General features: G+C 71.8%; 22 protein-coding genes. 10 read left to right on the plus strand and 12 right to left on the minus strand.

Translation table 11 applies throughout. The features are described from left to right. Positions 1 to 102 precede the first annotated feature (102 nt). A complete protein-coding gene (locus GA0070561_RS11990) occupies positions 103 to 372 on the plus strand; it encodes a DUF6959 family protein (protein WP_091399663.1) in 270 nt (89 codons plus the stop codon). Between the two features lie 164 nt (positions 373 to 536). Here the strand turns inward: GA0070561_RS11990 and GA0070561_RS11995 are convergent, their stop codons facing one another. The 11 genes from GA0070561_RS11995 to GA0070561_RS12045 all read right to left on the minus strand — a co-directional run bounded on the left by GA0070561_RS11995 (position 537) and on the right by GA0070561_RS12045 (position 11,886). After that, positions 537 to 1,445 (minus strand): hypothetical protein, encoded by a 909-nt coding sequence (locus tag GA0070561_RS11995; protein ID WP_091399664.1) that lies wholly within the window; start codon positions 1,443 to 1,445, stop codon positions 537 to 539. A gap of 12 nt (positions 1,446 to 1,457) precedes the next feature. Next, positions 1,458 to 2,246 (minus strand): SDR family NAD(P)-dependent oxidoreductase, encoded by a 789-nt coding sequence (locus GA0070561_RS12000; RefSeq protein ID WP_091399666.1) that lies wholly within the window; start codon positions 2,244 to 2,246, stop codon positions 1,458 to 1,460. 81 nt (positions 2,247 to 2,327) lie between these two features. Then, complete coding sequence (locus tag GA0070561_RS12005; protein WP_091399668.1) at positions 2,328 to 3,632, minus strand: L-fuconate dehydratase; 1,305 nt, start codon at positions 3,630 to 3,632, stop codon at positions 2,328 to 2,330. Then, positions 3,632 to 4,471, minus strand: coding sequence for a fumarylacetoacetate hydrolase family protein (locus tag GA0070561_RS12010; RefSeq protein WP_091399670.1), 840 nt, complete (start codon positions 4,469 to 4,471; stop codon positions 3,632 to 3,634). Before GA0070561_RS12010 ends, GA0070561_RS12005 begins: the two co-directional genes overlap by 1 nt. Continuing rightward, positions 4,468 to 5,232, minus strand: a complete 765-nt coding sequence (locus GA0070561_RS12015) for an amidohydrolase family protein (RefSeq protein ID WP_091399671.1) — start codon at positions 5,230 to 5,232, stop codon at positions 4,468 to 4,470. Before GA0070561_RS12015 ends, GA0070561_RS12010 begins: the two co-directional genes overlap by 4 nt. Next, on the minus strand, positions 5,229 to 6,206 hold the full coding sequence (locus GA0070561_RS12020) for an aldo/keto reductase (RefSeq protein ID WP_091399673.1): 978 nt from the start codon (positions 6,204 to 6,206) through the stop codon (positions 5,229 to 5,231). Before GA0070561_RS12020 ends, GA0070561_RS12015 begins: the two co-directional genes overlap by 4 nt. Next, a complete protein-coding gene (locus GA0070561_RS12025) occupies positions 6,203 to 7,735 on the minus strand; it encodes a sugar ABC transporter ATP-binding protein (protein WP_091399675.1) in 1,533 nt (510 codons plus the stop codon). The genes GA0070561_RS12020 and GA0070561_RS12025 overlap by 4 nt, the downstream gene beginning before the upstream one ends. Next, positions 7,732 to 8,673: an ABC transporter permease gene (locus GA0070561_RS12030; RefSeq protein WP_167362377.1), complete on the minus strand. Its 942-nt coding sequence runs from the start codon at positions 8,671 to 8,673 to the stop codon at positions 7,732 to 7,734. Before GA0070561_RS12030 ends, GA0070561_RS12025 begins: the two co-directional genes overlap by 4 nt. Before the next feature lie 5 nt (positions 8,674 to 8,678). After that, positions 8,679 to 9,752, minus strand: coding sequence for an ABC transporter permease (locus GA0070561_RS12035; RefSeq protein WP_196923753.1), 1,074 nt, complete (start codon positions 9,750 to 9,752; stop codon positions 8,679 to 8,681). Next, positions 9,749 to 10,837: a mandelate racemase/muconate lactonizing enzyme family protein gene (locus tag GA0070561_RS12040; protein WP_091400214.1), complete on the minus strand. Its 1,089-nt coding sequence runs from the start codon at positions 10,835 to 10,837 to the stop codon at positions 9,749 to 9,751. Before GA0070561_RS12040 ends, GA0070561_RS12035 begins: the two co-directional genes overlap by 4 nt. Then, the gene (locus tag GA0070561_RS12045; protein ID WP_181541253.1) at positions 10,837 to 11,886 is read right to left on the minus strand and encodes a sugar ABC transporter substrate-binding protein; all 1,050 of its coding nucleotides are present in this window, start codon (positions 11,884 to 11,886) and stop codon (positions 10,837 to 10,839) included. Before GA0070561_RS12045 ends, GA0070561_RS12040 begins: the two co-directional genes overlap by 1 nt. Positions 11,887 to 12,010: 124 nt before the next feature. Between GA0070561_RS12045 and GA0070561_RS12050 the strand changes: the two genes are divergently transcribed. Genes GA0070561_RS12050 through GA0070561_RS12065 form a run of 4 tightly spaced genes read left to right on the plus strand, consistent with a single transcriptional unit; the run spans position 12,011 to position 15,510 of the window. Next, complete coding sequence (locus GA0070561_RS12050; RefSeq protein ID WP_091399680.1) at positions 12,011 to 12,730, plus strand: GntR family transcriptional regulator; 720 nt, start codon at positions 12,011 to 12,013, stop codon at positions 12,728 to 12,730. 28 nt (positions 12,731 to 12,758) lie between these two features. Continuing rightward, positions 12,759 to 13,469 carry a (Fe-S)-binding protein gene (locus GA0070561_RS12055; protein WP_091399682.1) on the plus strand — a complete coding sequence of 237 codons (711 nt, stop codon included), beginning with the start codon at positions 12,759 to 12,761 and terminating at the stop codon, positions 13,467 to 13,469. Continuing rightward, positions 13,466 to 14,911: a LutB/LldF family L-lactate oxidation iron-sulfur protein gene (locus GA0070561_RS12060; protein WP_091399684.1), complete on the plus strand. Its 1,446-nt coding sequence runs from the start codon at positions 13,466 to 13,468 to the stop codon at positions 14,909 to 14,911. The genes GA0070561_RS12055 and GA0070561_RS12060 overlap by 4 nt, the downstream gene beginning before the upstream one ends. Further along, the gene (locus GA0070561_RS12065) at positions 14,908 to 15,510 is read left to right on the plus strand and encodes a LutC/YkgG family protein (protein ID WP_244166163.1); all 603 of its coding nucleotides are present in this window, start codon (positions 14,908 to 14,910) and stop codon (positions 15,508 to 15,510) included. Before GA0070561_RS12060 ends, GA0070561_RS12065 begins: the two co-directional genes overlap by 4 nt. Here the strand turns inward: GA0070561_RS12065 and GA0070561_RS12070 are convergent. After that, the gene (locus tag GA0070561_RS12070) at positions 15,499 to 16,008 is read right to left on the minus strand and encodes a signal peptidase II (protein WP_091399688.1); all 510 of its coding nucleotides are present in this window, start codon (positions 16,006 to 16,008) and stop codon (positions 15,499 to 15,501) included. The genes GA0070561_RS12065 and GA0070561_RS12070 overlap by 12 nt on opposite strands. Positions 16,009 to 16,194: 186 nt before the next feature. Between GA0070561_RS12070 and GA0070561_RS34205 the strand changes: the two genes are divergently transcribed. The 5 genes from GA0070561_RS34205 to GA0070561_RS12095 are packed head-to-tail and all read left to right on the plus strand — an operon-like array spanning position 16,195 to position 21,328. After that, a complete protein-coding gene (locus tag GA0070561_RS34205) occupies positions 16,195 to 17,784 on the plus strand; it encodes an ABC transporter substrate-binding protein (protein ID WP_091399690.1) in 1,590 nt (529 codons plus the stop codon). Next, positions 17,754 to 18,773 carry an ABC transporter permease gene (locus GA0070561_RS12080; protein WP_244166164.1) on the plus strand — a complete coding sequence of 340 codons (1,020 nt, stop codon included), beginning with the start codon at positions 17,754 to 17,756 and terminating at the stop codon, positions 18,771 to 18,773. Before GA0070561_RS34205 ends, GA0070561_RS12080 begins: the two co-directional genes overlap by 31 nt. Beyond that, a complete protein-coding gene (locus GA0070561_RS12085; RefSeq protein WP_091399692.1) occupies positions 18,766 to 19,650 on the plus strand; it encodes an ABC transporter permease in 885 nt (294 codons plus the stop codon). The genes GA0070561_RS12080 and GA0070561_RS12085 overlap by 8 nt, the downstream gene beginning before the upstream one ends. Beyond that, positions 19,647 to 20,651, plus strand: coding sequence for an ABC transporter ATP-binding protein (locus tag GA0070561_RS12090; protein ID WP_208603745.1), 1,005 nt, complete (start codon positions 19,647 to 19,649; stop codon positions 20,649 to 20,651). The genes GA0070561_RS12085 and GA0070561_RS12090 overlap by 4 nt, the downstream gene beginning before the upstream one ends. Further along, positions 20,648 to 21,328: an ABC transporter ATP-binding protein gene (locus tag GA0070561_RS12095; RefSeq protein WP_244166165.1), complete on the plus strand. Its 681-nt coding sequence runs from the start codon at positions 20,648 to 20,650 to the stop codon at positions 21,326 to 21,328. The genes GA0070561_RS12090 and GA0070561_RS12095 overlap by 4 nt, the downstream gene beginning before the upstream one ends. Positions 21,329 to 21,367 lie beyond the last annotated feature (39 nt).

Here is a 21,367-nt window from a genome sequence, read left to right on the forward strand (position 1 = left end):
CCTTCCGCCTCGTCATGTCCTGTCGTAGGTATGACGGGCGCGGACGCGACAACTCATCACTCGGCCTGATCAACGTGGTGAGTGTGCTGGGATCATGCTCAGATGAGCGAGGAGCAGGCGCAGGTGCTGTCCCGTGGCACGAACTGCGCCGTCGTGCAGTTGTCGGGCAGGGCATTTCCCGGTATCCACGTGCAGGGCGACACGTTCGCCGCCCTGTTGACGCAGCTGGCGGACGCGGCCCGCCTACTGCGCCAGGACCCCGACCAGCGCGAAGCGCTCGACGAGCTGGACCGCGCCGTCCGAGAGGTGGAGGGCTTGCTCAGCTTCTACGAAGTGACGCTGTCGGAGCGAGGTATCCGGCGGCCGTACTGATCCGACGGCCACCGACGGCAGCTGACCTCGGGAACCCCACCCGGTCGTCGTCGTGGAAGCGGACGCCCTGATCGGCGTTATGACTCAGCGAAATATTTATACCCGTGAGTCATAACGCTCGCTGGCGCGTCCGCCGCTCGGAGCGGTGACGCGCCGGCGTGGTTCTAGCGGGCGGTGCCGCCACCCGATCGGCCCGCACCGGCGGAGGGCCGGTGCGCGATGCGGGGTGCCCGCACGGCGGAGGCGTTGCCGGCGCCGGGGCGGTAGTCCCGTGCCGCGCTGGCCACCATCTCGTCGGCATCGCGAGCGAGCGCCTGCCGGATGTGCGGCGGAACGAACTCGGACGTCGCCATCGCCAGTCGGACCTGCACCGCGCGGTCGTCGACCAGGCGGGCCAGGTCCGCGTCGTCCAGCTCGACGGCCCGCACCAGCGCGGCACGGACGTCGACCACCGGGTCCGCGGCGAGCGCGCTGCGCTGCTCGGCGGTGGTCCGCGGGTTGCGGGCAACCCCCTTGCGTACGCGTGCGGTGCGATCGGCCAGCAGGGCGTTGATCACGTCGGGGTCGTGGGTGTGCGTGGCGAGTCGTTCCCGTACCTCGGGTGACACGTCGTCGATCAGCTTGGCGGCCAGCTCCGGCTCCAGCTCACGACTCTCCGCGAGGAGACCGCGAAGCTCCTTGTCCGAGGTCTGCGACATGACCTGGCGGATCGACTCGTCACAGGCCGGGTTGCCGGCGACCGCCCAGCGGACCCACCGGTCGGCGTCCTTGACCAGGCGCATGAGGTTGGCGATCGAGGTGGAGGGGTTCCTCGCCACGGCCTCCCGGACCTGACGATCATGGTCGCGGGTGAGCGGTCGCAGGGCCTGGGCGGGTGCGTCGGCCCGTGAGGCGACCGCCTTGCGGACCAGGACTGACGGATCGGACGCCAGGTCGATAAGGGTCATTTGTGGCGTTGTGGGGTCCTGAGCGAGGGCGAGCCGAGCGTCAGCGCTGCCACCGATCGGACGGTGGGCGGTGGTGCCGGACTCGCTGTGACGGTCGGCCTCGCCGACGTCCTGCTGTTTCCCCATCCCGCAATCATGTCACGCGCCCGGTTCGGCAGTACCGGCCGCGGGCGGGACCGGGGCGGGCAGGCGCAGGCCGGACATGCCACCGTCCACCGGCAGCGACGAACCGGTCACCGACCCGGTCGCGGGCGAGGCGAGGTAGACGACGGCGGCGGCCACCTCGTCGGCGGTCACCAGGCGACCGGTCGGCTGCCGGGACGCCAGCTGCCGCTTCTCGGCCGTCGGGTCGGCCGCACCGGCGAGCAGGCGGGCCACCCAGGGCGTGTCGACGGTGCCGGGGGCGACACAGTTGACCCGGACGCCCTCCGTCACCAGGTCGGCGGCCATGGCGAGGGTGAGGGCGTGCACGGCACCCTTCGAGGCCGAGTACAGGGCGCGTCGGGGCAGGCCGACGGTCGCCGCGATCGAGGAGATGTTGACGATCGCCGCGGACGACGACCGGCGCAGGTACGGCAGGGCGACGGCGCTGGTTCGGGCCACGCCGGAGACGTTGACGTCGAGTACCCGGCTCCACTGCTCGTCGTCGTCCTCCTCGACGGTGCCCACGGCCGAGATGCCAGCGTTGTTCACCAGGATGTCGATGCCGCCGAACGCCTCCGCGACCGAGGCGACGGCCGCGCTGAGGGATGACCGGTCGGCCACGTCCGCGCGGACGCCGAGTACGCCGGGATCCTCCGGCAACCCGGCCAGTTCCAGGTCCAGGACACCCACCCGGGCGCCGGCGGCGGCGAACGCCCGCACGCAGGCGAGGCCGATCCCCGATCCACCTCCGGTCACCACCGCCACGAGACCGTCACACCGCATACTGCTCTCCCCTTCCGAGTGGTCCGCTGAGATGACGCACCGCCGTCGATGAGGCCGTGCGGTAGTGCGTGTCGAGGTTCGTCAGACCCATGCCGGCCCGTCGGGGTACGCGTACGTGGCGAGGCTCTCCGGACGCATCGCGGCGGAGAACCCGGGGGCGCTGGGTGCCACGTAGTGCCCGTCCTTGATCACCACCGGATCGAGGAAGTGTTCGTGCAGGTGGTCGACGTACTCGACGACCCGGTCGCGCATCGAACCGGACACCGCCACGAAGTCGAACATCGACAGGTGCTGCACCAGCTCGCACAGGCCCACTCCCCCGGCGTGCGGGCACACCGGCACCCCGTACTTCACGGCCAGCAGCAGGATGGCGACGTTCTCGTTCACGCCGCCCACCCGGCACGCGTCGATCTGCACGACGTCGACGGCTTCGGCCTGGAGCAGTTGCTTGAACACGACCCGGTTCGCGACGTGCTCGCCGGTGGCGACCCGGATCGGCCCGCCGTCGGGTGCGCTGGTGGTCAGGGCGGAACGGATCGCCGCGTGGGCGAGCACGTCGTCGGGGCTGGTCGGCTCCTCGATCCACCACGGGTCGTACGGTGCCAGCTCCCGCATCCGCTCGACCGCCTCGGCGACGTCCCAGCGCTGGTTGGCGTCGAGCGCGATCCGGATCTGCGGGCCGACCGCCTCGCGGGCGATCTTCAGGCGGCGCACGTCGTCGGCGGCGTCCGCGCCCACCTTCAGCTTGATCTGGGTGAACCCGTCGGCCACGGCCTGCCGGGCCAGCCGGACCACCTTGTCGTCGGAGTAGCCGAGCCAGCCGGGTGACGTGGTGTACGCGGGGTAGCCCCGCTCGGTCAGCCGGGCGATCCGGTCGGCCCGGCCCGGCTCGGCGGCGCGCAGGATCTCCAGCGCCTCGTCGGGGGTGAGGGCGTCGGTGAGGTAGCGCCAGTCGACCAGGTCGACGATCTGCTCGGGGCTGAGGTCGGCCAGGTAGCGCCAGACCGGCTTGCCCGCCCTCTTGGCGACCAGGTCCCACATCGCGTTGATCACCGCTGCGGCGGCCAGGTGCATCACGCCCTTCTCCGGGCCGAGCCAGCGCAGCTGCGAGTCCTGGGTGAGCGAGCGGGCGAACGCGCCGAGGTCCACGGTGTCCGGGTCAAGGCCGACCACGTACGGCACCAGCGCCTCGATGGCCGCCCGGCAGACGTCGTTGCCCCGCCCGATGGTGAAGGTGAATCCGTGCCCGTCCGGGCCGTCGTCGGTGCTCAGCACCAGGTACGCGGCCGAGTAGTCGGGGTCGGGGTTCATCGCGTCGGAGCCGTCGAGGTCCCGCGACGTCGGGAACCGGACGTCGTACGTGTCGACCGAGGTGATCACCGCCATCAGGCGTCCCGGAGCGTGCTGCGCTGCCGGCCGAGGCCGTCGATCTCGACCTCCATCACGTCGCCAACCGACAGATACGGGAACCGACCGGAGAGCGCCACCCCCTGCGGGGTGCCGGTGTTGATGACGTCGCCCGGGTCCAGGACTGTGTACTGGGACAGGTGCCAGATCAGGTACGCCACGTCGAAGATCATGTCTTTGGTGCTGGAGTCCTGGCGGGGCTCGCCGTTGACCCAGGAGCGCAGCCGCAGCGCCTGCGGGTCGCCGATCTCGTCGGCGGTGACCAGCCACGGGCCGAGCGGTTGGAACGTCGCGCAGGACTTGCCCTTCGACCACTGGCCGCCGGAGACCGCGAGTTGGAAGTCCCGCTCGGAGACGTCGTTGGACAGCACGTACCCGGCGATGTGCCCGAGGGCGTCGGCCGGTGAGGCGAGGTAGCGGGCCGTCCGGCCGATCACCACCGCCAGCTCCACCTCCCAGTCGGTCTTCGTCGATCCGCGCGGGATCAGGACCTCGTCGTACGGGCCGACGACGGTGTTGGGCGCCTTGTAGAAGATGATCGGGTCGGTCGGTGGCGCGGCGCCCGACTCGGCGGCGTGCGCCGCGTAGTTCTGCCCCACGCAGAGCACCACGCCGGGCCGGGCGATCGGTGCGCCGACCCGCTGACCGGTGACGTCGATCTCGGGCAGGTCGGTGGCCTCGCGGACCCGCCGGACGCCGTCGCCGGCGAGGAACTCGCCGTCGATGTCGGCGGTGAGCGACGAGAGGTCGAAGTGCCGCCCATCGACGTACAGAACGGGACGTTCCCGCCCCACGGGCCCGACACGCATGAGTCTCACGAACCAACCTCCAGTGCATAGGTACGAATTGCGGTGCCGGCCAGGACGTCTGCCCGCTCGGTGGCCGACAGCTCCCCCAGGCTGGCGTCGATCGCCGTCCACGCCTCGGCGTACGAGGCGACCAGGTCGCAGACGGGCCAGTCCGAGCCGGCCATCAGCCGGTGCGGGCCGGAGAGCTTCGCGACGACGTTGTCGCAGCCGGCCAGGTCGCGTACCGCCGTGCGCCACTCGACGAGGCCGGCGGCGGCGATCCTCGGCTTGCCCAGGTGGTCGAGGACGAAGGTGGTGCCCGGCGTGGCCCGCGCCGCCTCGGCGCAGCTGGTCAGCTGTCCGACGTGGACAACCAGGTCAAAGGTGAGGCCGGCGGGCCCGATCGCCGCGAGGGCGGCGCGGACGTCGGAGCGGGTCAGGTGCCCGGGGTCGGCGACGCCCTGCACCTGGTCGCGGAGCCCGACCAGCTTCGTCGCGCCGGGCAGCTCACGGTAGCCGGCGAGGGTGGCGGCGATCGCCGGGTCGGTGAGCGACGCCCAGCCGACCACGCCGGCGATCCGGGGCGTGGTGGCGGCGTGGGCCAGGAACTCGGCGGTCTCCTCGGCGTCGCAGCGGCCCGCCTCGACCAGCACGGTGGCCGTCACCCCGGCCTCGTCCAGTTGGGGTACGAGGTCGGCGATGGCGTAGTCGCGCCGGATCGCCTCCAGGCCCGGTGCGGCGAGCCACTGGTAGTCGGCGGTCCACAGGTGGTGGTGCGCGTCGATGATCACGGCGTCGGCACCTCGCTCGGCAGCAGACCCTCGGCCTTGAGATCGGCCCAGAGGGCGCCGGGCACGTCCCACTCGAACATCGCCACGTTGTCGGCGATCTGCTCCGGGTCCCGGGCGCCGACCACCACGCTGGCGACCGCCGGGTGCCCGAGCGGAAACTGGATCGCCGCGGCCCGCAGCGGTACGCCGTGCCGCTCGCACACCGACCGGATCGCGGTGGCCCGGTCGAGCAGCCCCTGCGCGGCCGGGGCGTAGTCGTAGGGGGCGCCCGGTGTCGGGTCGGCCAGCAGGCCCGAGTTGTAGACCCCGGCGGCGATGATCGCGATCCCCTTCGCATGAGCCAGCGGCAGCAGCTCGTCGAGGCCGGACTGGTCGAGCAGCGTGTACCGACCGGCGAGCATGAAGCAGTCGAAGTCGCCGGCGTGGGCCAGCTCGACCAGCGCCGGGGCCTGGTTCATCCCGGCGCTGACCGCGCCGATCTCGCCGGCCTCCCGCAACTGCGCCAACGCCGGGTACGCCCCGGCGACCGCCTCGGCGAGGTGGTCGTCCGGGTCGTGGATGTGCGCGATGTCGATCCGGTCCAGCCCCAACCGGGCCAGGCTCTCCGTGTGGGATCGGCGTACCCCGGCGGCGGAGAAGTCGAACTGCGGCGTGAGGTCGGTCGGCTCGGCCCAGAACTCCTGCCGGTCACCACCGTCGGGGACGAGCAGCCGACCCACCTTGGTGGAGACTGTGAACGCGTCGCGCGGCTTGCCGGCGAGGACCGCCCCGGCGCGCCGCTCGGAGAGGCCGCAGCCGTAGAGCGGGGCGGTGTCGAAATATCGGAGCCCGAGATCCCAGGCCGCCTCGACGGTGGCGTGGGCAACCTCGTCACCGACGGCGTCGAACATTCCACCGATCGGGGCGAGCCCCAGCCCGAGCCGGGTCACCGCCACGTCGGTACGCCCCAGTGCCACTGGTTCGGTGGCCTTCACGCGACGACCCCCTGCCCGTCATGGATGAACCGGATCACCGACTGACTCATCCGGTCGTAGTCGTGGTCGTTGTCCAGTTCACCAACAATGGCGAACTCCCGCATCACCGCGATCCGGTCGGCGAGGGTGACCATCTCCGGCAGGTCCGACGAGATCAGCAGGATGGCCATTCCGCGCGCGGCCAAGCCGGCGATCAACTCGTGGAAGGCGGCCTTGGTGCGTACGTCGATGCCGACGGTGGGCTCGTCGATGATGAGCACGTCGCAGTCGGCCGCCAGCCACTTGGCCAGGCTGACCTTCTGCTGGTTACCGCCGGAGAGCTGACCGGCGTGCTGGTCGGGCGAGGCGAGTCGGATGCCCAGCCGATCGGCGTACTCGTCGACCAGCAGCCGCTCGGAGCGGTCGCGGACCAGTCCCAGCCGGGCCAGCTTGCGCCACACCGTCACCGCCGTGTTGCGGGCCACGGTCTGGTCGAGGAAGAGGCCCTCCTCCTTGCGGTTCTCGGTGACGTAGCCGATCCGGTACCGGTGCAGGGCGTCGCCCACGTCCCGGATCCGGGCCGGACGGCCGTGTACCCGCACCTCCCCGGCGGTGATCTGGTCGAGGCCGAGCAGCGCCTTGGCCAGCTCGCTGCGGCCCGCGCCGACCAACCCGTACAGGCCGACGATCTCACCGGGGCGGACGGCGAGGCTGACGTCGTGGTGGCCGGCGGTGGTGGCGACGGCATCGAGGGCCAGCGCCGGTTCGACGTCCGCCGCGACGGTCCGGGCGGCGAGGTGCACCTGCTGGTACGCCCGGCCGACCATCAGGTCGACGATCTCCTCGCGGCTGTGGTCGGCGAGGGGTTCCGCCTCGGCGACGCTGCGCCCGTCGCGCAGCACGGTCACCGTGTCGGCGACCGCGAAGACCTCCTCCAGCTTGTGGCTGACCAGCACGGTGGCGTGGCCCCGCTCGGACAGCCGACGCACGATGCCGTAGAGCCGGTCGGCCTCGTCGTTGGTCAGCGACGCGGTCGGTTCGTCGAGCAGCAGCACTGTCGAGTCCGCCGACAACGCCTTGGCGATCTCCACCAGTTGCAGCTGGGCCACCGACAGCCGCGACACCGGCAGGTCGGGATCCAGGTCGAGGTCGAGCAGGTCGAGGCAACGGCGGGCCTCGGTACGCAGCGCCGCGCGGTCGAGCAGGCCGGCGCGGCGGGGCAGGTGTTGCAGGCAGATGTTCTCGGCGACGCTGAACGCCGGGATCAGATTCCGCTCCTGGTGCACGACACCGATGCCGGCCCGCTGGGCGTCCTGCGGGTTGCCCAGCTGCACCGCGCGCAGCTCGCCGTCGGGCCCGGGCAGCCGCAACTGCCCACCGTCCGGCCGGTACACCCCGGTCAGGATCTTGATCAGGGTGCTCTTGCCGGCGCCGTTCTCGCCGAGCAGCGCGTGCACGCTGCCGGCGGTCACTGTCAGCGTCGCCTCGTCCAGGGCGCGTACCCCGGGGAAGGTCTTGACCAGTTTCTCGGCGGACAGCACGACGCTCATCGTGGACCTCCGGAGAGCTTGTCGCGGAACTGACCGAGCAGCACCGCGCCGAGGACGACAGCGCCGATGATGAGGTCCACCCACCGTCGGTTGATGTCGAACTGCGACTGACTCACGTCGACCAGCCGCACCAGGAAGGCGGCGAGCACCGTGCCGGTCACGCTGATCATGCCGCCGGCCAGTGCCACCCCGCCGATGATCGGCGCGGCGAAGCTGGGCAGCAGCAGGTCGTCGCCGATCGAGGCGTTCACCGAGCCGAAGGCGGCCACCACGATCACCGCGGCGAAGCCGGCCAGCAGCCCCGACAGGGTGTGGGCCAGCACCAGCGCCCGGTCGTTGGAGATGCCCGACAACCGGGCGGCGAACGGGTTGCCGCCGGAGGCGAGCAGGTGCCGTCCGGGCACTGTGCGCCGGAAGAAGAGGGCGACCGCGACGGCGATCACGACCGCCAGCAGGAAGACCACTGGTACGCCGGCCACTGACGCCTGCCCGAACCCGCGCAGGCCGGGCGAGTAGCCCTGGTAGGTGCCGGTGCCGTTCACCCCGTACCGCAGCCCTTCGAGGATCGTCATGGTGGCGAGGGTGACGATGAACCCGTTGATCCGGGTGAAGATCACCAACAGGCCGTTGACCAGCCCGACGACGGCGCCGAGGGCCAACGCGGCGAGCACCGCGACCGGGGCGGGCAGCCCGGCGTCGACCATCAGCCAGCCCGAGGCGACAGCGCAGAACCCGGTGAGCACGCCCACCGAGAGGTTCATCTGACCGACGGCGAGCACCACCATCTGGGCCAGGCCGATGACGATCGGCAGGGCGAGGAAGCGCAGGAAGGCGTCCAGGGTGCCGGCGGTGAGCAGGTTGAAGTCGGTGGCGACAGCGAGTGCCGCGAACCCGAGCGCCGCGATCACCGCGAGGGTGAACTCGTTGGTCCGGATCACGCTCCTCATGATGAGGACACCGCCCTTCGCTCGGCGAGCACGGCCCGTAGCCGGTCCAGCGACAGCGCCGCGAGCAGCACGAGTCCGATGTAGAGCTTGAGCTCCTCCAGGGAGAACTGGAGCAGGTTGAGGCCCTTGTAGATGACCTGGGTGAGGGTCGCGCCGAGGGCGGTGCCGAGGACGCTGACCGCACCACCGGCGAGCAGCGTCCCACCGAGCACCGGGGCCAGGAACGACGGCAGCAGAAACGACTCACCGATGTTGGCGGAGAAGGCCCCGTTGTTGGCGGCGAGCAGGAACCCGGCCAGTGCGGCGAGCAGGCCGCTCAACGCGTGCGCGGCGACGACCCGGCGGTGCGTGGGGATGCCGGACAGCTCGGCGGCGACCGTGTTGGAGCCGGTCATCAGGATCTCCCGGCCCAGCCGGGCGTGCCGGAACAGCAACCCGACACCGAGCGCCGCGGCGACCGCGATCGGCACTACCAGCGGGATCCGGGGCCCGCAGACCTCGCCCATGCAGTAGTCGGCGAAGGTGTCGAAGCGCAGGGCGGAGAGCCCACTCGGCTGCACCGCGAACGACACCCCGCCGGTCGCCCAGGTGTAGAGGATCGTGACCAGGCCCAGCAGCCCGAAGTCGAGCGCGAGGGTGACCACGAAGGAGTTCACGCCGGTCTTGGCGATGAGCAGGCCGGCGAGCGCGCCGATGCCCGCCCCGACGGCGAGACCCACGAGCAGTCCGACCAGCAGTGGGACGCCGAGCCGGTCGTAGGCCAGGCCCATCGCGAAGGTGGACAGCGCGGCCATCCGGCCCACTGCCATGTTCATGTGCCCGAGCGAGAGCACGGCTAGCTGGGCGAGACCGACCACGACGTACACGCTGATGTCGGCCTGTAGCGGTGCCAGGGTGAGGCGGGGGTCGAGGAACGCGGGGGTGAGCGACGAGAAGAGGACGACCAGCACGGCGATGACGATGAGCAGGCCGAGCCGGGGGTTCGCCCAGACCGGCAGGGCCCTGGCCGGCGGCCTGGGCTCCGCGGCCGGAGGCACCGCCGGCGCCTCCGGCGCTGTTTCCGTCTTCACGCCACCCTCCTGTCCTCGATCGCGTCGCGGTCCCAGTCGATGCCGAGGCCCGGCTCGCCGGGGGCGAGCGCGTGGCCGTCGACGATCGCGATCTCGGTCCGGGTGATCGCGCGCAGTTGCGGGATGTGCTCGACGTAGCGGCTGTTCGGCACGGCGGCGCAGAGGCTCACGTGCAGTTCCATCAGGAAGTGCGGGCAGACCACCACGTTGCACGCCTCGGCCAGGTGCGCCACCTTGAGCCAGGGGGTGATGCCACCGATGCGCGCGACGTCGACCTGGACGACGCCGGCCGCCTGCCGGCGTAGGTACTCGGCGAACTGGCCGATCGAGTACATCGACTCCCCCACCGCCACCGGGATGCTCGTCGCGCGGGCCAGCAGCTCGTGCCCGGCGACGTCGTCGGCGGGCAACGGCTCCTCGAACCAGGCGAGCTGGTGCGGTTCGAGCAGCCGGGCCCGGCGGATCGCCTCGGCGGCGGTCAGCGACTGGTTGGCGTCGACCATCACGTCGAAGTCGTCGCCGAGGGCCGCCCGGACCGCGCCGATGCGAGCGGCGTCCTCGGCAGGGTTGGGCTTGCCGACCTTCAACTTGACCCCGGGCCAGCCGGCCGCCTGGGACGCCTTCGCGCCGGCGACCAGCTCGTCCTCGGTGAGGTGCAGCCAGCCACCCTCGGTGTCGTACAACGGGATGCGGTCCTTCGCGCCGCCGGCGAGCACCCACAGCGGCAGGCCGGCGGCGCGGGCGCGCAGGTCCCACAGCGCGGTGTCGATCGCGGCGAGCGCCAACGAGGTGATGGCCCCGACCGCTGTGGCGCGGGTGGCGGCGTGCAGGTCCCGCCAGACCGCCTCCACCCGGGCGGCATCTCGGCCGACCAGGTGCGGCAGCAGGTAGTCGCGCAGCAGTGCGAGCACCGCCGTGCCGCCGGTCCCGATCGTGTACGCGTACCCCGTGCCGTGCCCGCCGTCGGCCGTGCGCACCTCGACGAAGAGCGTCTCCTGCTTGAGGAACGCCTGTACCGCGTCGGTGCGGACGGTCTCGACGGGAATGTCGACGAGGTATGCCTCGGCCCTGGTGATGGTCGACATCAGCTGCACTTGAGCAGGTCGCCGTCGAACTTCTTCCGCAGCGCCTCGGTGGTGGAGGTGCGGTCGGCCTCGTAGCCGTCCAGGTTGTCAGTGGTCACCACGAACGAGCCCGAGTCGATTGTCACTCCGGGTTCGGCCATGGTGCAGCCGCCGCTGAGCTTCATCAGGGCGTACGAGCCGACCTGGGCCTGACCGACCGGGTTCTGCAGGACGGTGGCGGCCACCGAGCCGCCGCGCAGCCCGTCGAGGACCGTCGGGTCGTCGTCGATGGCGATGACCTTGATGGGCAGCTTCGACTGGCGGACGCCCTCGGCCGAGGCGACCGCCGGGTTGTAGGCGGTGTTCACGATCGCCTGGATCTGGCGGCCCTTCGCGGCGAGGAGGTCGGCCACGGCCCTCTGCGCGCTCTGCAGATCCTTGTCGATGTCGGTGACGCTCTGGAGCAGTGTCACCTTGCCACCGGTTTCGGCGACCGCCTTCTCCACGCCCGCGATCCGGCGCTGGGTGTTGGAGTCGACCTTGTTCCCGGTCAGGTGCACCAGGTTGCCCTGACCGCCCATCGCGTCGATGGCGGCCTTGGCGCCCTTGTAGGCGGCGACCTCCACGTCCGTGGAGAGGCAGAAGTCGGCCTTGTTGGCCCCGGCCGGGCAGGAGGCCAGCGAGCCGACGGGAAAGCCCTGCCGCTTGAGGTCCTCGAAGGTGGAGTTGATGTTGTCCGGCGAGACGCCGAAGACGCCGAAGGCGTTGTAGCCCTGCGCTGCCAGGGACTTGAGCACGTCGTTCTGCTTGGTCTGGTCCCAGCCCGCGGTCTCGTTGAAGGTGACGTCGCCGAGCGCCAGTTCCGTCTTGGCCTTGGCCCCGGCGTCCTTCCAGGGCTGGAAGTACGGGTGCGAGCCCCCGGGCACGAGCGCGACCTTGACCTGCGCCGGTTCCCGGCCACCGGCTTCGGCGTCGGTGGTGTCGCTCTTCTTCGTGCAGGCCACAGTGGTCGTGGCGAGGGCCACGACGGTCAGGCCGGAGCCGATTCGGGACAGCATTCTGCGCGACATGTTCGTCTCCTCGGGGGTGGCGGTGGCGAGACGGTGGCGGGGAAACCTATTTCCTATAGGATGTTGCTTTGCTAGTGTGTACTCGCTCACACCGGCACAGTCAAGGGGTTGCTGAGGAGACGAGATGGCCCAGCAGGAACCTCGCGAGGGTCGACTCCGTCCCGCCCGTCGACTCACCCTCACCGAGGACGTCTACGAGTCGATAAAGACGCTGGTCATGGACCACATCCTTCCCCCCGGCGAGCGGGTCAACATCGACGCGCTCGCCCGGGAGTTGGACGTCTCCCCCACCCCGGTCCGCGAGGCCCTCGCCCGGCTGGAGGCCGACGGCCTGGTCCGTAAACGCCCGCTCTCCGGCTACACCACCACGCCGCTGCTGAGCCGTGCCGAGTTCGACGACCTGTTCGACGTCCGCCAACTGCTGGAGGGTGCCACCGCCGGGCGGGCCGCCACGCACGCCTCCGCCGAAGCCCGCCAACGGATCAGCGCCGAGGCGGCGGCGAGCATCGACGTGGAGGCCGGCGACGGCTACCGCCGACACGCCGCCTTCACCGCGCTGGACGCGAAGTTCCACGACCTGATCGCGGAGGTCTCCGGCAGCCCACTGCTGCGCGACACCATCACGCGGCTGCACTCACACCTGCACCTGCACCGGCTGTACTTCCCGGTCGCCGGCGCGCCGGACACCAACACCGAGCACCAGCGCATCGCCGCCGCCATCGTCGCCGGCGACGCGGCAGCCGCCACCGAGGCGATGCGCGCCCACCTCAGCGCCGCCCGGGAGCGTCACCTGCCCGCCTTCGACCAGCTCCCCACCCCCGGAACACCGCGCGACTCGGCGTGACCCACCCCCACACCTCCGAGGAGCCGCCATGCGGATCGCCCTCTTCATCACCTGCGTCAACGACCTCGCGTTCCCGGCCACCGGCATCGCGGTCACCCGCATCCTGCGACGACTCGGCCACACCGTCGACTTCCCCGCCGACCAGACCTGCTGCGGGCAGATGCATGCCAACACGGGTTACCGGGCCGAGGCCATGCCGATGGTGCGCAACTACGTCGACGTCTTCGACTCCTACGACGCCATCGTCGCGCCGTCCGGGTCGTGCACCGCGATGATCCGCGACCAGTACCCGAGCCTGCACCCGCCCGCCACCTCGGTGGCCGCCCGCACGTACGAGCTGTCCGAGTTGCTCGTCGACGTTCTCGGCGTCACCGACGTCGGCGCCGAGTTCCCGGAGACGGTCACCTACCACCCGACCTGCCACGGCCTGCGCATGCTGCGCCTCGGCGACCGGCCGCTGACCCTGCTGCGCCAGGTGCGCGGGATCAAGCTGGTCGAGCTGGGCGACGCCGAGGAGTGCTGTGGTTTCGGCGGCACGTTCGCCCTGAAGAACCCGGACGTCTCCACAGCGATGCTCACCGACAAGTGCGCCCGGGTCCGCGACACCGGCGCACGGGTGCTCGCCGCGGCCGACAACTCCTGCCTGGCGCACATCGGCGGTGGCCTCGACCGCCACCGGTCGGGCGTACGGGCCGTGCACTACGCCGAGATCCTCGCCGAGACGGGAGCCACCTCATGAACCCACCGGTCGCACCCGCCACCGGGGGCGGGCGGATCCGCACGCCGCTGCCGTTTCCCACCGCCGCCAAGCCGGCCGTCGCCGACACGCAACTCCGGGCCAACCTGCACCGGGCCACCCGCACCATCCGGGCCAAGCGAGCACGGGTCGTCGACGAGGTGCCCGACTGGGAGGCACTGCGCGACGCCGGCTCGGCGATCAAGGCGGACGTCCAACGTCGGTTGCCGGAGCTGCTGGAGCAGTTCGAGGCGTCCGCCACCGCTGCCGGCGCCACAGTGCACTGGGCCCGTGACGCGGCCGAGGCGTGCCGGATCGTGGTCGCGTTGACCCGGGCCGCCGGGGCCGACGAGGTCGTGAAGGTCAAGTCGATGGCGACCCAGGAGATCGAGCTCAACGAGGCGCTGGAGGCCGCCGGGATCGCGGCGTACGAGACCGATCTCGCGGAACTGATCGTGCAGCTCGGCGACGACACCCCCTCGCACATCCTGGTGCCGGCGATCCACTACAACCGGGCCCAGATCCGGGAGATCTTCCAGCGCCGCATGGCCGACGCGCCGGCCGACCTGAGCGACGAACCGGCCGCGCTGGCCGAGGCGGCCCGCGCCCACCTGCGACGGCGTTTCCTCTCGGCCCGGGTCGCCGTCTCCGGCGCCAACTTCGCCGTCGCCGACACCGGCACGCTCGTGGTGGTGGAGTCCGAGGGCAACGGCCGCATGTGCCTCACCCTCCCCGAGACGCTGATCAGCGTCGTCGGCGTCGAGAAGCTGCTGCCGACCTTCACCGACCTGGAGGTCTTCCTGCAACTGCTGCCGCGATCCTCGACCGGCGAGCGGATGAACCCGTACACCTCGATGTGGACCGGCGTCACCCCCGGCGACGGCCCGCAGGACGTGCACATCGTGCTCGTCGACAATGGTCGGTCCGCGGTGCTCGCCGACCCGGTCGGGCGGCCGGCGCTGTCCTGCATCCGCTGCTCCGCGTGCCTCAACGTCTGCCCTGTGTACGAGCGGGCCGGCGGGCACGCGTACGGCTCGGTGTATCCGGGGCCGATCGGGGCGATCCTGTCGCCGCAGCTGACCGGCGTGGCCGACAACGCCTCGCTGCCGTACGCGTCGACCCTCTGCGGCGCCTGCTACGACGTGTGCCCCGTGAAGATCAACATTCCGGAGATCCTGGTCCACCTCCGCCAGCAGGCACCGCACCCGCCCGCCGAACGGGCCACCATGCGCGTCCTGTCGTGGGTGATGCGCAGCCCCCGACGGTGGGCCGCCGCCCTGCGCCTGGCCCGGGCCGGCGCGGGGCCGCTCGGGGCGTACCGTGAACGCACCACCGGCGCTCGCACGCTGCGGCGACTGCCCTGGCCCGCCTCGGCGTGGACCCGGTCGCGCGACCTGCCGCTGCCCGCGTCGCAGACCTTCCGGGAATGGTGGGAAAAGCAGTGAGCGCACGTGACGAGATCCTGGCGCGGCTCCGGACGGCGCTGGCCGACAACCCGCCGCCGGTGCAGGTGCCCCGCGGGTACCGCCGGGTCGACGACCGCTCCGACGTGATCGAAACCCTGGTCGATCGCCTGGAGGACTACCGGGCGGTCGTCCACCGTGGCATCGACGCCCTACCCCGGCTGCTCAGCGAGGTCGACCGGCTCGCCGTCCCCATCGACGTCCCCGCCGACTGGCTGGCCGGCTACGCCGGAGAGCTGCACCGCGACGCGCCCCCACTGTCAGCGGCCGCGCTCGACGACCTGGACGCGGTCCTGACCGGCTGCGCCGTCGTGGTCGCCGACACCGGCACCATCATCCTGGATGCCGGCCCGGCGCAGGGTCGACGCGCGCTCACCCTGGTGCCCGACCGGCACATCTGCGTCGTCCGCACCGACCAGGTCGTCGGTCTGCTGCCGGAGGCGCTGACCCAACTGGACCCGCGCGCCCCGCTGACCTGGATCTCCGGCCCGTCCGCGACCAGCGACATCGAACTCAACCGCGTCGAGGGAGTGCACGGCCCGCGCCGGCTGGAGGTCGTCCTGATCGGTTCAGGAGCCTGACGACGACACCTGCTCGTCGCTGCGGCTCTCCCCCGGGGTCGCGCGCAGCGGAATGCCGCGCACGTTGAGCAGCATGATGATGCCCACCCCGGCCACCAGTGCGATGTCGGCGACGTTGCCGACGAAGAACCCGGCGTAGTCGATGAAGTCCACCACGTGCCCGCGAGCGAACCCCGGCTCGCGGAAGAGGCGGTCCAGCAGGTGCGTCACCGCGCCGCCGAGCACGAGGCCCAACGCCACCGCCCAGGCGCGTGAGGTGACCCGCCACGCCACGACCGTCACCGCGACCACCGCCGCCGCCGCGAACACGGCGAAGATCCAGGTGTACGCGGAGCCGATCGAGAAGGCGGCGCCCGGGTTGTACACGAGTCGCAGTTGCAGCAGGTCACCGAGAACGGTGATGGTCTGCCCTCCGGAGAGCGTGGACTCGGCCCAGTACTTGGTGAGCTGATCCGCGGCGAGCACCACAGCAGCGATCAACACGACGGCGCGGAACATCAGGGAACCCTAGCCGGTCACCGCTGACCGTCACCACCGACGGATGCGTCCTGATCAACGACGTGTTGCATGCCATGGGTAATTGCCAAAGAGTGGCAACTGTGCCACCGTGATGATCAACGGTTGCGGCGCCGCGCCCACCCGACAAACGATCCTCCCTACACACAGGAGCCCTCTGTGACCCGGATGCGTCCGACCTTCCGACGCCTCGTGGCGTCGACCGCGGCGGCGGGGATGTTCGTCCTCGCCGGCTGCTCGGCCCCGGCCATCCCCGACGGCTCATCCGGCGGCGCGACGCTGGTCGTCGCCACCTCCGACGAGCCGGACGCGTTGAATCCGGTGCTCAACTACGGCGTCGACGGTGCCTCACTGATCTTCGACGGCCTCGTCAGCCGGGACGACGACAACCGCCTCGTCGCCGGTCTGGCCACGGCGTTGCCGGAGCTGTCCCCCGATGGGCGCACGGTGACCGCGAAGCTCCGCGACGGCGTGCAGTTCCACGACGGCACCGCGCTGACCGCTCAGGACGTCGTCTTCACGTACCAGGCCGTGCTGGATCCGACTGTCGACTCGACACTCCGCTCCGATTTGGACATGGTGGAGTCGGTGACCGCGCCCGACGCCGCCACTGTCGTGTTCCGGCTGCGCTACCCGTACGCGCCGTTCCTGCAGCGGCTCACCCTCGGCATCGTGCCGGCGAAGCTGCTCAGCGGGCAGGACATCAACACCGCCGGGTTCAACCGCAAGCCGATCGGGACCGGGCCGTACCGGGTCGACTCCTGGACGCCGGGTGACCGCCTGGTGCTCACCGCCAACGAGCGCTACTTCGGTGGCCGGCCGAAGAACAACCGGGTGGTGGTCGCGTTCGTCGCCGACGACAACGTCCGCGCCCAGCGGATGCGCGCCGGCGAGTTCGACGCCGCCGAGCTGCCGCCGAAGCTGGCCTCCGGTTTCGACGCCGACGCCACGTACCGGGTGCAGCGGGTGCCGACCGCCGACTACCGCGGCGTGATGCTGCCGACCGGCAACCCGGTCCTCGCCGACCCGGCGATCCGTCGGGCGCTCAGCCTGGCCGTCGACCGGGCCGCGATGGTGACCGGGCTCCTCGGCGGCGCCGGCGAACCGGCGTTCGGGCCGATCCCGCCGACCTCCGAGTTCGCCGATCCGTCGATCATCGGCAAGCCGACCGCCGACCCGACGGCGGCCGGAGCGGTGCTCGACGCGGCCGGCTGGACTTCCGGCCCCGGCGGGGTACGCGTCAAGGACGGCCGACCGGCCCGGTTCACGCTGATGTACCCGGCGAGCGACACGCTGCGCAAGGATCTGGCCCTCGCCGTCACCGCCGACGCGAAGAAGGTCGGCATCGCTGTCACTCCGGCGGGGCTCACCTGGGACGCCATCGACCCGCGGATGAAGTCCGACGCCCTGCTGATGGGCTACGGCACGCCGTACGACCCGGACTTCGTCTCGTACAAGCTGTTCGGCTCGACGTTCGCGGGACAGGGCTACTTCAACCCCGGTTCGTATCGCTCCGAGGTGACCGACCGGGCCCTGCAGGAGGGCCGCGACCAGATCGACCCCACCCTTCGCAAGGCCGCGTACGCGCAGTTCCAGAAGCAGTTGGCCGCCGACGTACCGTGGCTGTTCCTCACCTACCTGCGGCACACCTACGTGCTGAAGTCCTCGGTTCAGGGCGTGGCGCCGCGGGTCGAGGCGCACGAGCACGGGGTGGCGAACAGCCTCTGGTGGAACATCGACACCTGGACGCGGTCGTGACCCGCTCGGGTCGGCTGGCCGGGGTCGGTGCGGTGGTCCGGCGGCGGCTCCTCGTCGCCGTGCCGGTGCTCGCCGCGACCAGCGTCGGGATGTTCGCCCTCGGTGCGGCCTCGCCGGTCGACCCCGCGAAGCAGTACGCGGGCGCGGCGGCCTTCACCGCCAGCGAGGAGAATCTGGCCCAGCTGCGCGCGAACTGGGGCGTCGACGACCCCCTGCCGGTGCAGTACCTGCGTTGGATCAGCAACCTGGCCCAGGGCGACCTGGGTTGGTCGACCAGCCGCCACGAGCCGGTCGCCTCGGTGCTCGCCGCCCGGGCCGGCTGGACGCTGCTCCTGATCGGTGTGGCCCTCGCCCTGGTCCTGGTCGCGAGCCTGCTGCTGGGCGCGCTGGCGGCGTACCGGCGGGGTGGTTTGTTCGATCGGGCGTTGCGGGCGGCCGCGTACGCGGTGCAGTCGATGCCGGTCTTCTGGCTGGGCCTGGCCGCGATCGCCGTGTTCGCGCTGGCCCTGGGCTGGTTGCCGGCGGGCGGGCTCACCGACGTCACAGCGACCAGCACCTCCTGGTCCGATGTGGCGCACCACCTGATCCTGCCGGTCGGGGTGTTGGCCGTGTCCCAGGCGCCGTGGTTCGTGCTGTTCGTCCGGGACGCGGTAGCGGAGAGCATGCGCGACGACCACGTGCTCGCGGCGCGGGCACGCGGGTTGCCTGGCCGGACGGTGCTGTTCGGGCACGCGCTGCGGACCGCGCTGCTGCCGTTCCTCACCCTGGTCGGCACCCACCTGCCCGAGCTGGTCGGCGGGGCGGTGCTGGTCGAGACGGTCTTCTCGCTGCCGGGCCTCGGCGCCGTCACTGTCGCCGCCGCGCTGGGCAGCGACTTTCCGCTGCTGGCGGCGATCACGCTGGTCACCACCGCGGTGGTGCTGGCCGCGAACCTCGCGACCGACCTCGCCTACGCCGCCGCCGACCCGAGGGTACGACTCGATGGCTGACCTCGCTGCCCGACCGCCGCTGCTCCGGGTGGCCCGGTCGCGGCTGCGGCTGCGGCCCGGCCGGGCCGGTGTCGTCGTGGCCGGCCTGATCCTGCTCATGGCCATCGCCGGCTCGCTGCTCGCTCCGCTGGTCTGGCCGCTCGACCAGAGCGCGGTCGCGCTGGGCCAGACCCGGTTGGCGCCGTCCTGGACCCACCTCGCCGGCACCGACGACCTGGGCCGCGACGTGGCGCACCGCGCGGTCTACGGGCTGCGGGTCTCGCTGCTCGTCGGCGCGGTCGCCGCGGTCGTCGCCACCGTCCTCGGGGGCGTGGTGGGCGGGATTGCCGGCACCCTCGGCGGCCGGGTCGACCGCATTCTGATGCGGATCGTGGACACCATCGCCGCGATGCCGCACCTGCTACTGGGCATCTTCATCGTCGCCATGCTGCGTCCCAGCCTCGGTGCCGTGATCGCCTCCGTCGGGCTCACCCACTGGCTCTCCACCGCGCGCATCGTCCGATCCGAGTTGTTGAGCCTTCGGACCCGACCGTTCATCGACGCCGCAATCAGCGGCGGGGCCGGCCGGCTCCGGGTCCTCACCCGGCACCTGCTGCCGCACGTCCTGCCCCGGCTGGCCCTGGCGACCACCCTGATGATCCCGCACGCGGTGTGGCACGAGACCGCCCTGTCGTTCCTCGGCCTCGGCCTGCCGCCGCACCTCGCCTCGCTGGGCAACATGATCAATGACGGCCAGGGGTCGCTGTTGACCGGCGCCTGGTGGGCCAGCCTGGCACCGGGGGCGGTCATCGTCGTCGTCACCCTCGCCATCGCGGTCCTCGCCGCCCGCTGGCGTGACCGTCTCGATCCCCGGGTCCGAGCGGAGCTGCACCTGTGACCACCACCGAAACCGTTCCGACCGAGGCGTCGCCCCGCGCCGCCGCGAGTCAGCCGCTGCTCGCCGTCGACGGCCTCGGCGTCGAGTTCCGGCTCCGCGACGCGCGCGTACGCGCCGTCAGCGATCTCAGCCTCACCATCCGGGCCGGCGAACTGCTGGCCGTCGTGGGCGAGTCCGGCTGCGGCAAGTCCGTCCTGGCCCACGCCCTGCTCGGCCTCCTGCCCGGCAACGCCACGACCACCGGTCACGCCGTGCTGCACCACCCCGGCGCCGACCCGGTCGACCTGGTCACCTGCGGCCAGCGCCAGCTGGCCCGCAGGGTACGCGGGCGCCGGGTCGGGTTGGTCCCGCAGAGCCCGGCCACCGCCCTGAACCCGGTCCGCACCGGACGGCGGCTGCTCGCCGAGACGCTGCGGGCGCACGGCCGCGACCGCGCTGACGCCGACCGGCTCGCTGTCGATGTCGGGCTCGACCCGGCGGACCTGGACCGCTATCCCCACGAGCTGTCCGGTGGCATGGCACAGCGTCTGGCCACCGCGCTCGCACTGGCACCCGACCCGTCGCTGCTCATCGCCGACGAGCCCACCACCGGGCTGGACCGGCCGCTTGTCGACCACACCCTCGATCTGCTGCGCCGCCGTTGCGAGAGTGGCGCGGCCGTCGTGCTCATCACGCATGACCTGGCCGCCGCACGCCGGGTCGCCGACACCGTCGCCGTGATGTACGCCAGTCGCATCGTGGAACACCGCGACACCGACCAGCTCTTCGCCGCGCCGGCTCACCCGTACGCCTCGGCACTGCTCGACGCCCTGCCGGACCGGGCCTTCCGGCCGGTGCCGGGCGACCCGCCGATGCTCACCGCGCTGCCCCCCGGGTGCGCGTTCGCGCCCCGCTGCCCACGCCGCACCGACACCTGCGCGGACCGACCACAGCCGACACCGGTAACCGGTGGCGGCACTGTGGCCTGCCACCACCCGATCCCGACCGGAGCCACCACGTGACCAGCGCGCAGCACCTGCTCGCCGACGAGGTGACCGTCGGGTACGGCCGCCAGGTCGTCCTCGACGGCGTCAGCCTGCGAATCGGCCGGGGAGAGACGGTCGGACTACGCGGGCCGTCCGGCTGCGGAAAGTCGACATTGGTCCGGGTCCTGGCCCTGCTGCACCGCCCCGATCGGGGCCGGGTCAGCATCGACGGCACCGCTGTCGACGCCGTCCGGTACGCAGTGCCGGTCGCCCTACGGACCCGCGTCGCCGCCCTCTTCCAGAGCCCGCGCGCCGCCGCCGATCCTCGACTGAGCCTCACCGATCTGATCGCCGAACCGCTGCGCGCCACCCGAACGCCCGAGTCGGCGGTCCGGGACCGGGTGGACGAACTCGCCGACCTCGTCGGCCTCACTGCGGATCTGCGCAGCCGGCGTCCCCACGCGGTGTCCGACGGGCAACTGCAACGCGCCTGCCTCGCCCGGGCCCTCGTACACCGCCCCGACTACCTGCTCTGCGACGAGGCCACCGCGATGCTCGACGCCTCGACCCAGGCGCACGTCGCCGCCGTCATCCGCGACTACCAGCGGACCCAGCAGGCCGGGGTCTTGGTCGTCACCCACGACCAGACCCTGCTGGACCGCTGGAGCGACCGGATCGTCGACCTCGCCGCCGCAGCAGGGGTACGCGCCTGACCCTCGGTGCGGTGCGGTGCGGTGCGAATGCCGGCGGGC

The organism is Micromonospora saelicesensis, from assembly GCF_900091575.1.
In the GTDB taxonomy this organism is placed as follows: Bacteria; Actinomycetota; Actinomycetes; order Mycobacteriales; family Micromonosporaceae; genus Micromonospora; species Micromonospora saelicesensis.

Coding starts and splice junctions, on each gene's coding strand:
- GA0070561_RS11995 (WP_091399664.1), bottom strand. CDS start 1,445: ATGGGGAAACAGCAGGACGTCGGCGAGGCCGACCGTCACAGCGAGTCC.
- GA0070561_RS34205 (WP_091399690.1), top strand. CDS start 16,195: ATGCGTCCGACCTTCCGACGCCTCGTGGCGTCGACCGCGGCGGCGGGG.
- GA0070561_RS12045 (WP_181541253.1), bottom strand. CDS start 11,886: ATGTCGCGCAGAATGCTGTCCCGAATCGGCTCCGGCCTGACCGTCGTG.
- GA0070561_RS12085 (WP_091399692.1), top strand. CDS start 18,766: ATGGCTGACCTCGCTGCCCGACCGCCGCTGCTCCGGGTGGCCCGGTCG.
- GA0070561_RS12040 (WP_091400214.1), bottom strand. CDS start 10,837: ATGTCGACCATCACCAGGGCCGAGGCATACCTCGTCGACATTCCCGTC.
- GA0070561_RS12050 (WP_091399680.1), top strand. CDS start 12,011: ATGGCCCAGCAGGAACCTCGCGAGGGTCGACTCCGTCCCGCCCGTCGA.
- GA0070561_RS11990 (WP_091399663.1), top strand. CDS start 103: ATGAGCGAGGAGCAGGCGCAGGTGCTGTCCCGTGGCACGAACTGCGCC.
- GA0070561_RS12025 (WP_091399675.1), bottom strand. CDS start 7,735: ATGAGCGTCGTGCTGTCCGCCGAGAAACTGGTCAAGACCTTCCCCGGG.
- GA0070561_RS12000 (WP_091399666.1), bottom strand. CDS start 2,246: ATGCGGTGTGACGGTCTCGTGGCGGTGGTGACCGGAGGTGGATCGGGG.
- GA0070561_RS12070 (WP_091399688.1), bottom strand. CDS start 16,008: ATGTTCCGCGCCGTCGTGTTGATCGCTGCTGTGGTGCTCGCCGCGGAT.
- GA0070561_RS12055 (WP_091399682.1), top strand. CDS start 12,759: ATGCGGATCGCCCTCTTCATCACCTGCGTCAACGACCTCGCGTTCCCG.
- GA0070561_RS12005 (WP_091399668.1), bottom strand. CDS start 3,632: ATGGCGGTGATCACCTCGGTCGACACGTACGACGTCCGGTTCCCGACG.
- GA0070561_RS12060 (WP_091399684.1), top strand. CDS start 13,466: ATGAACCCACCGGTCGCACCCGCCACCGGGGGCGGGCGGATCCGCACG.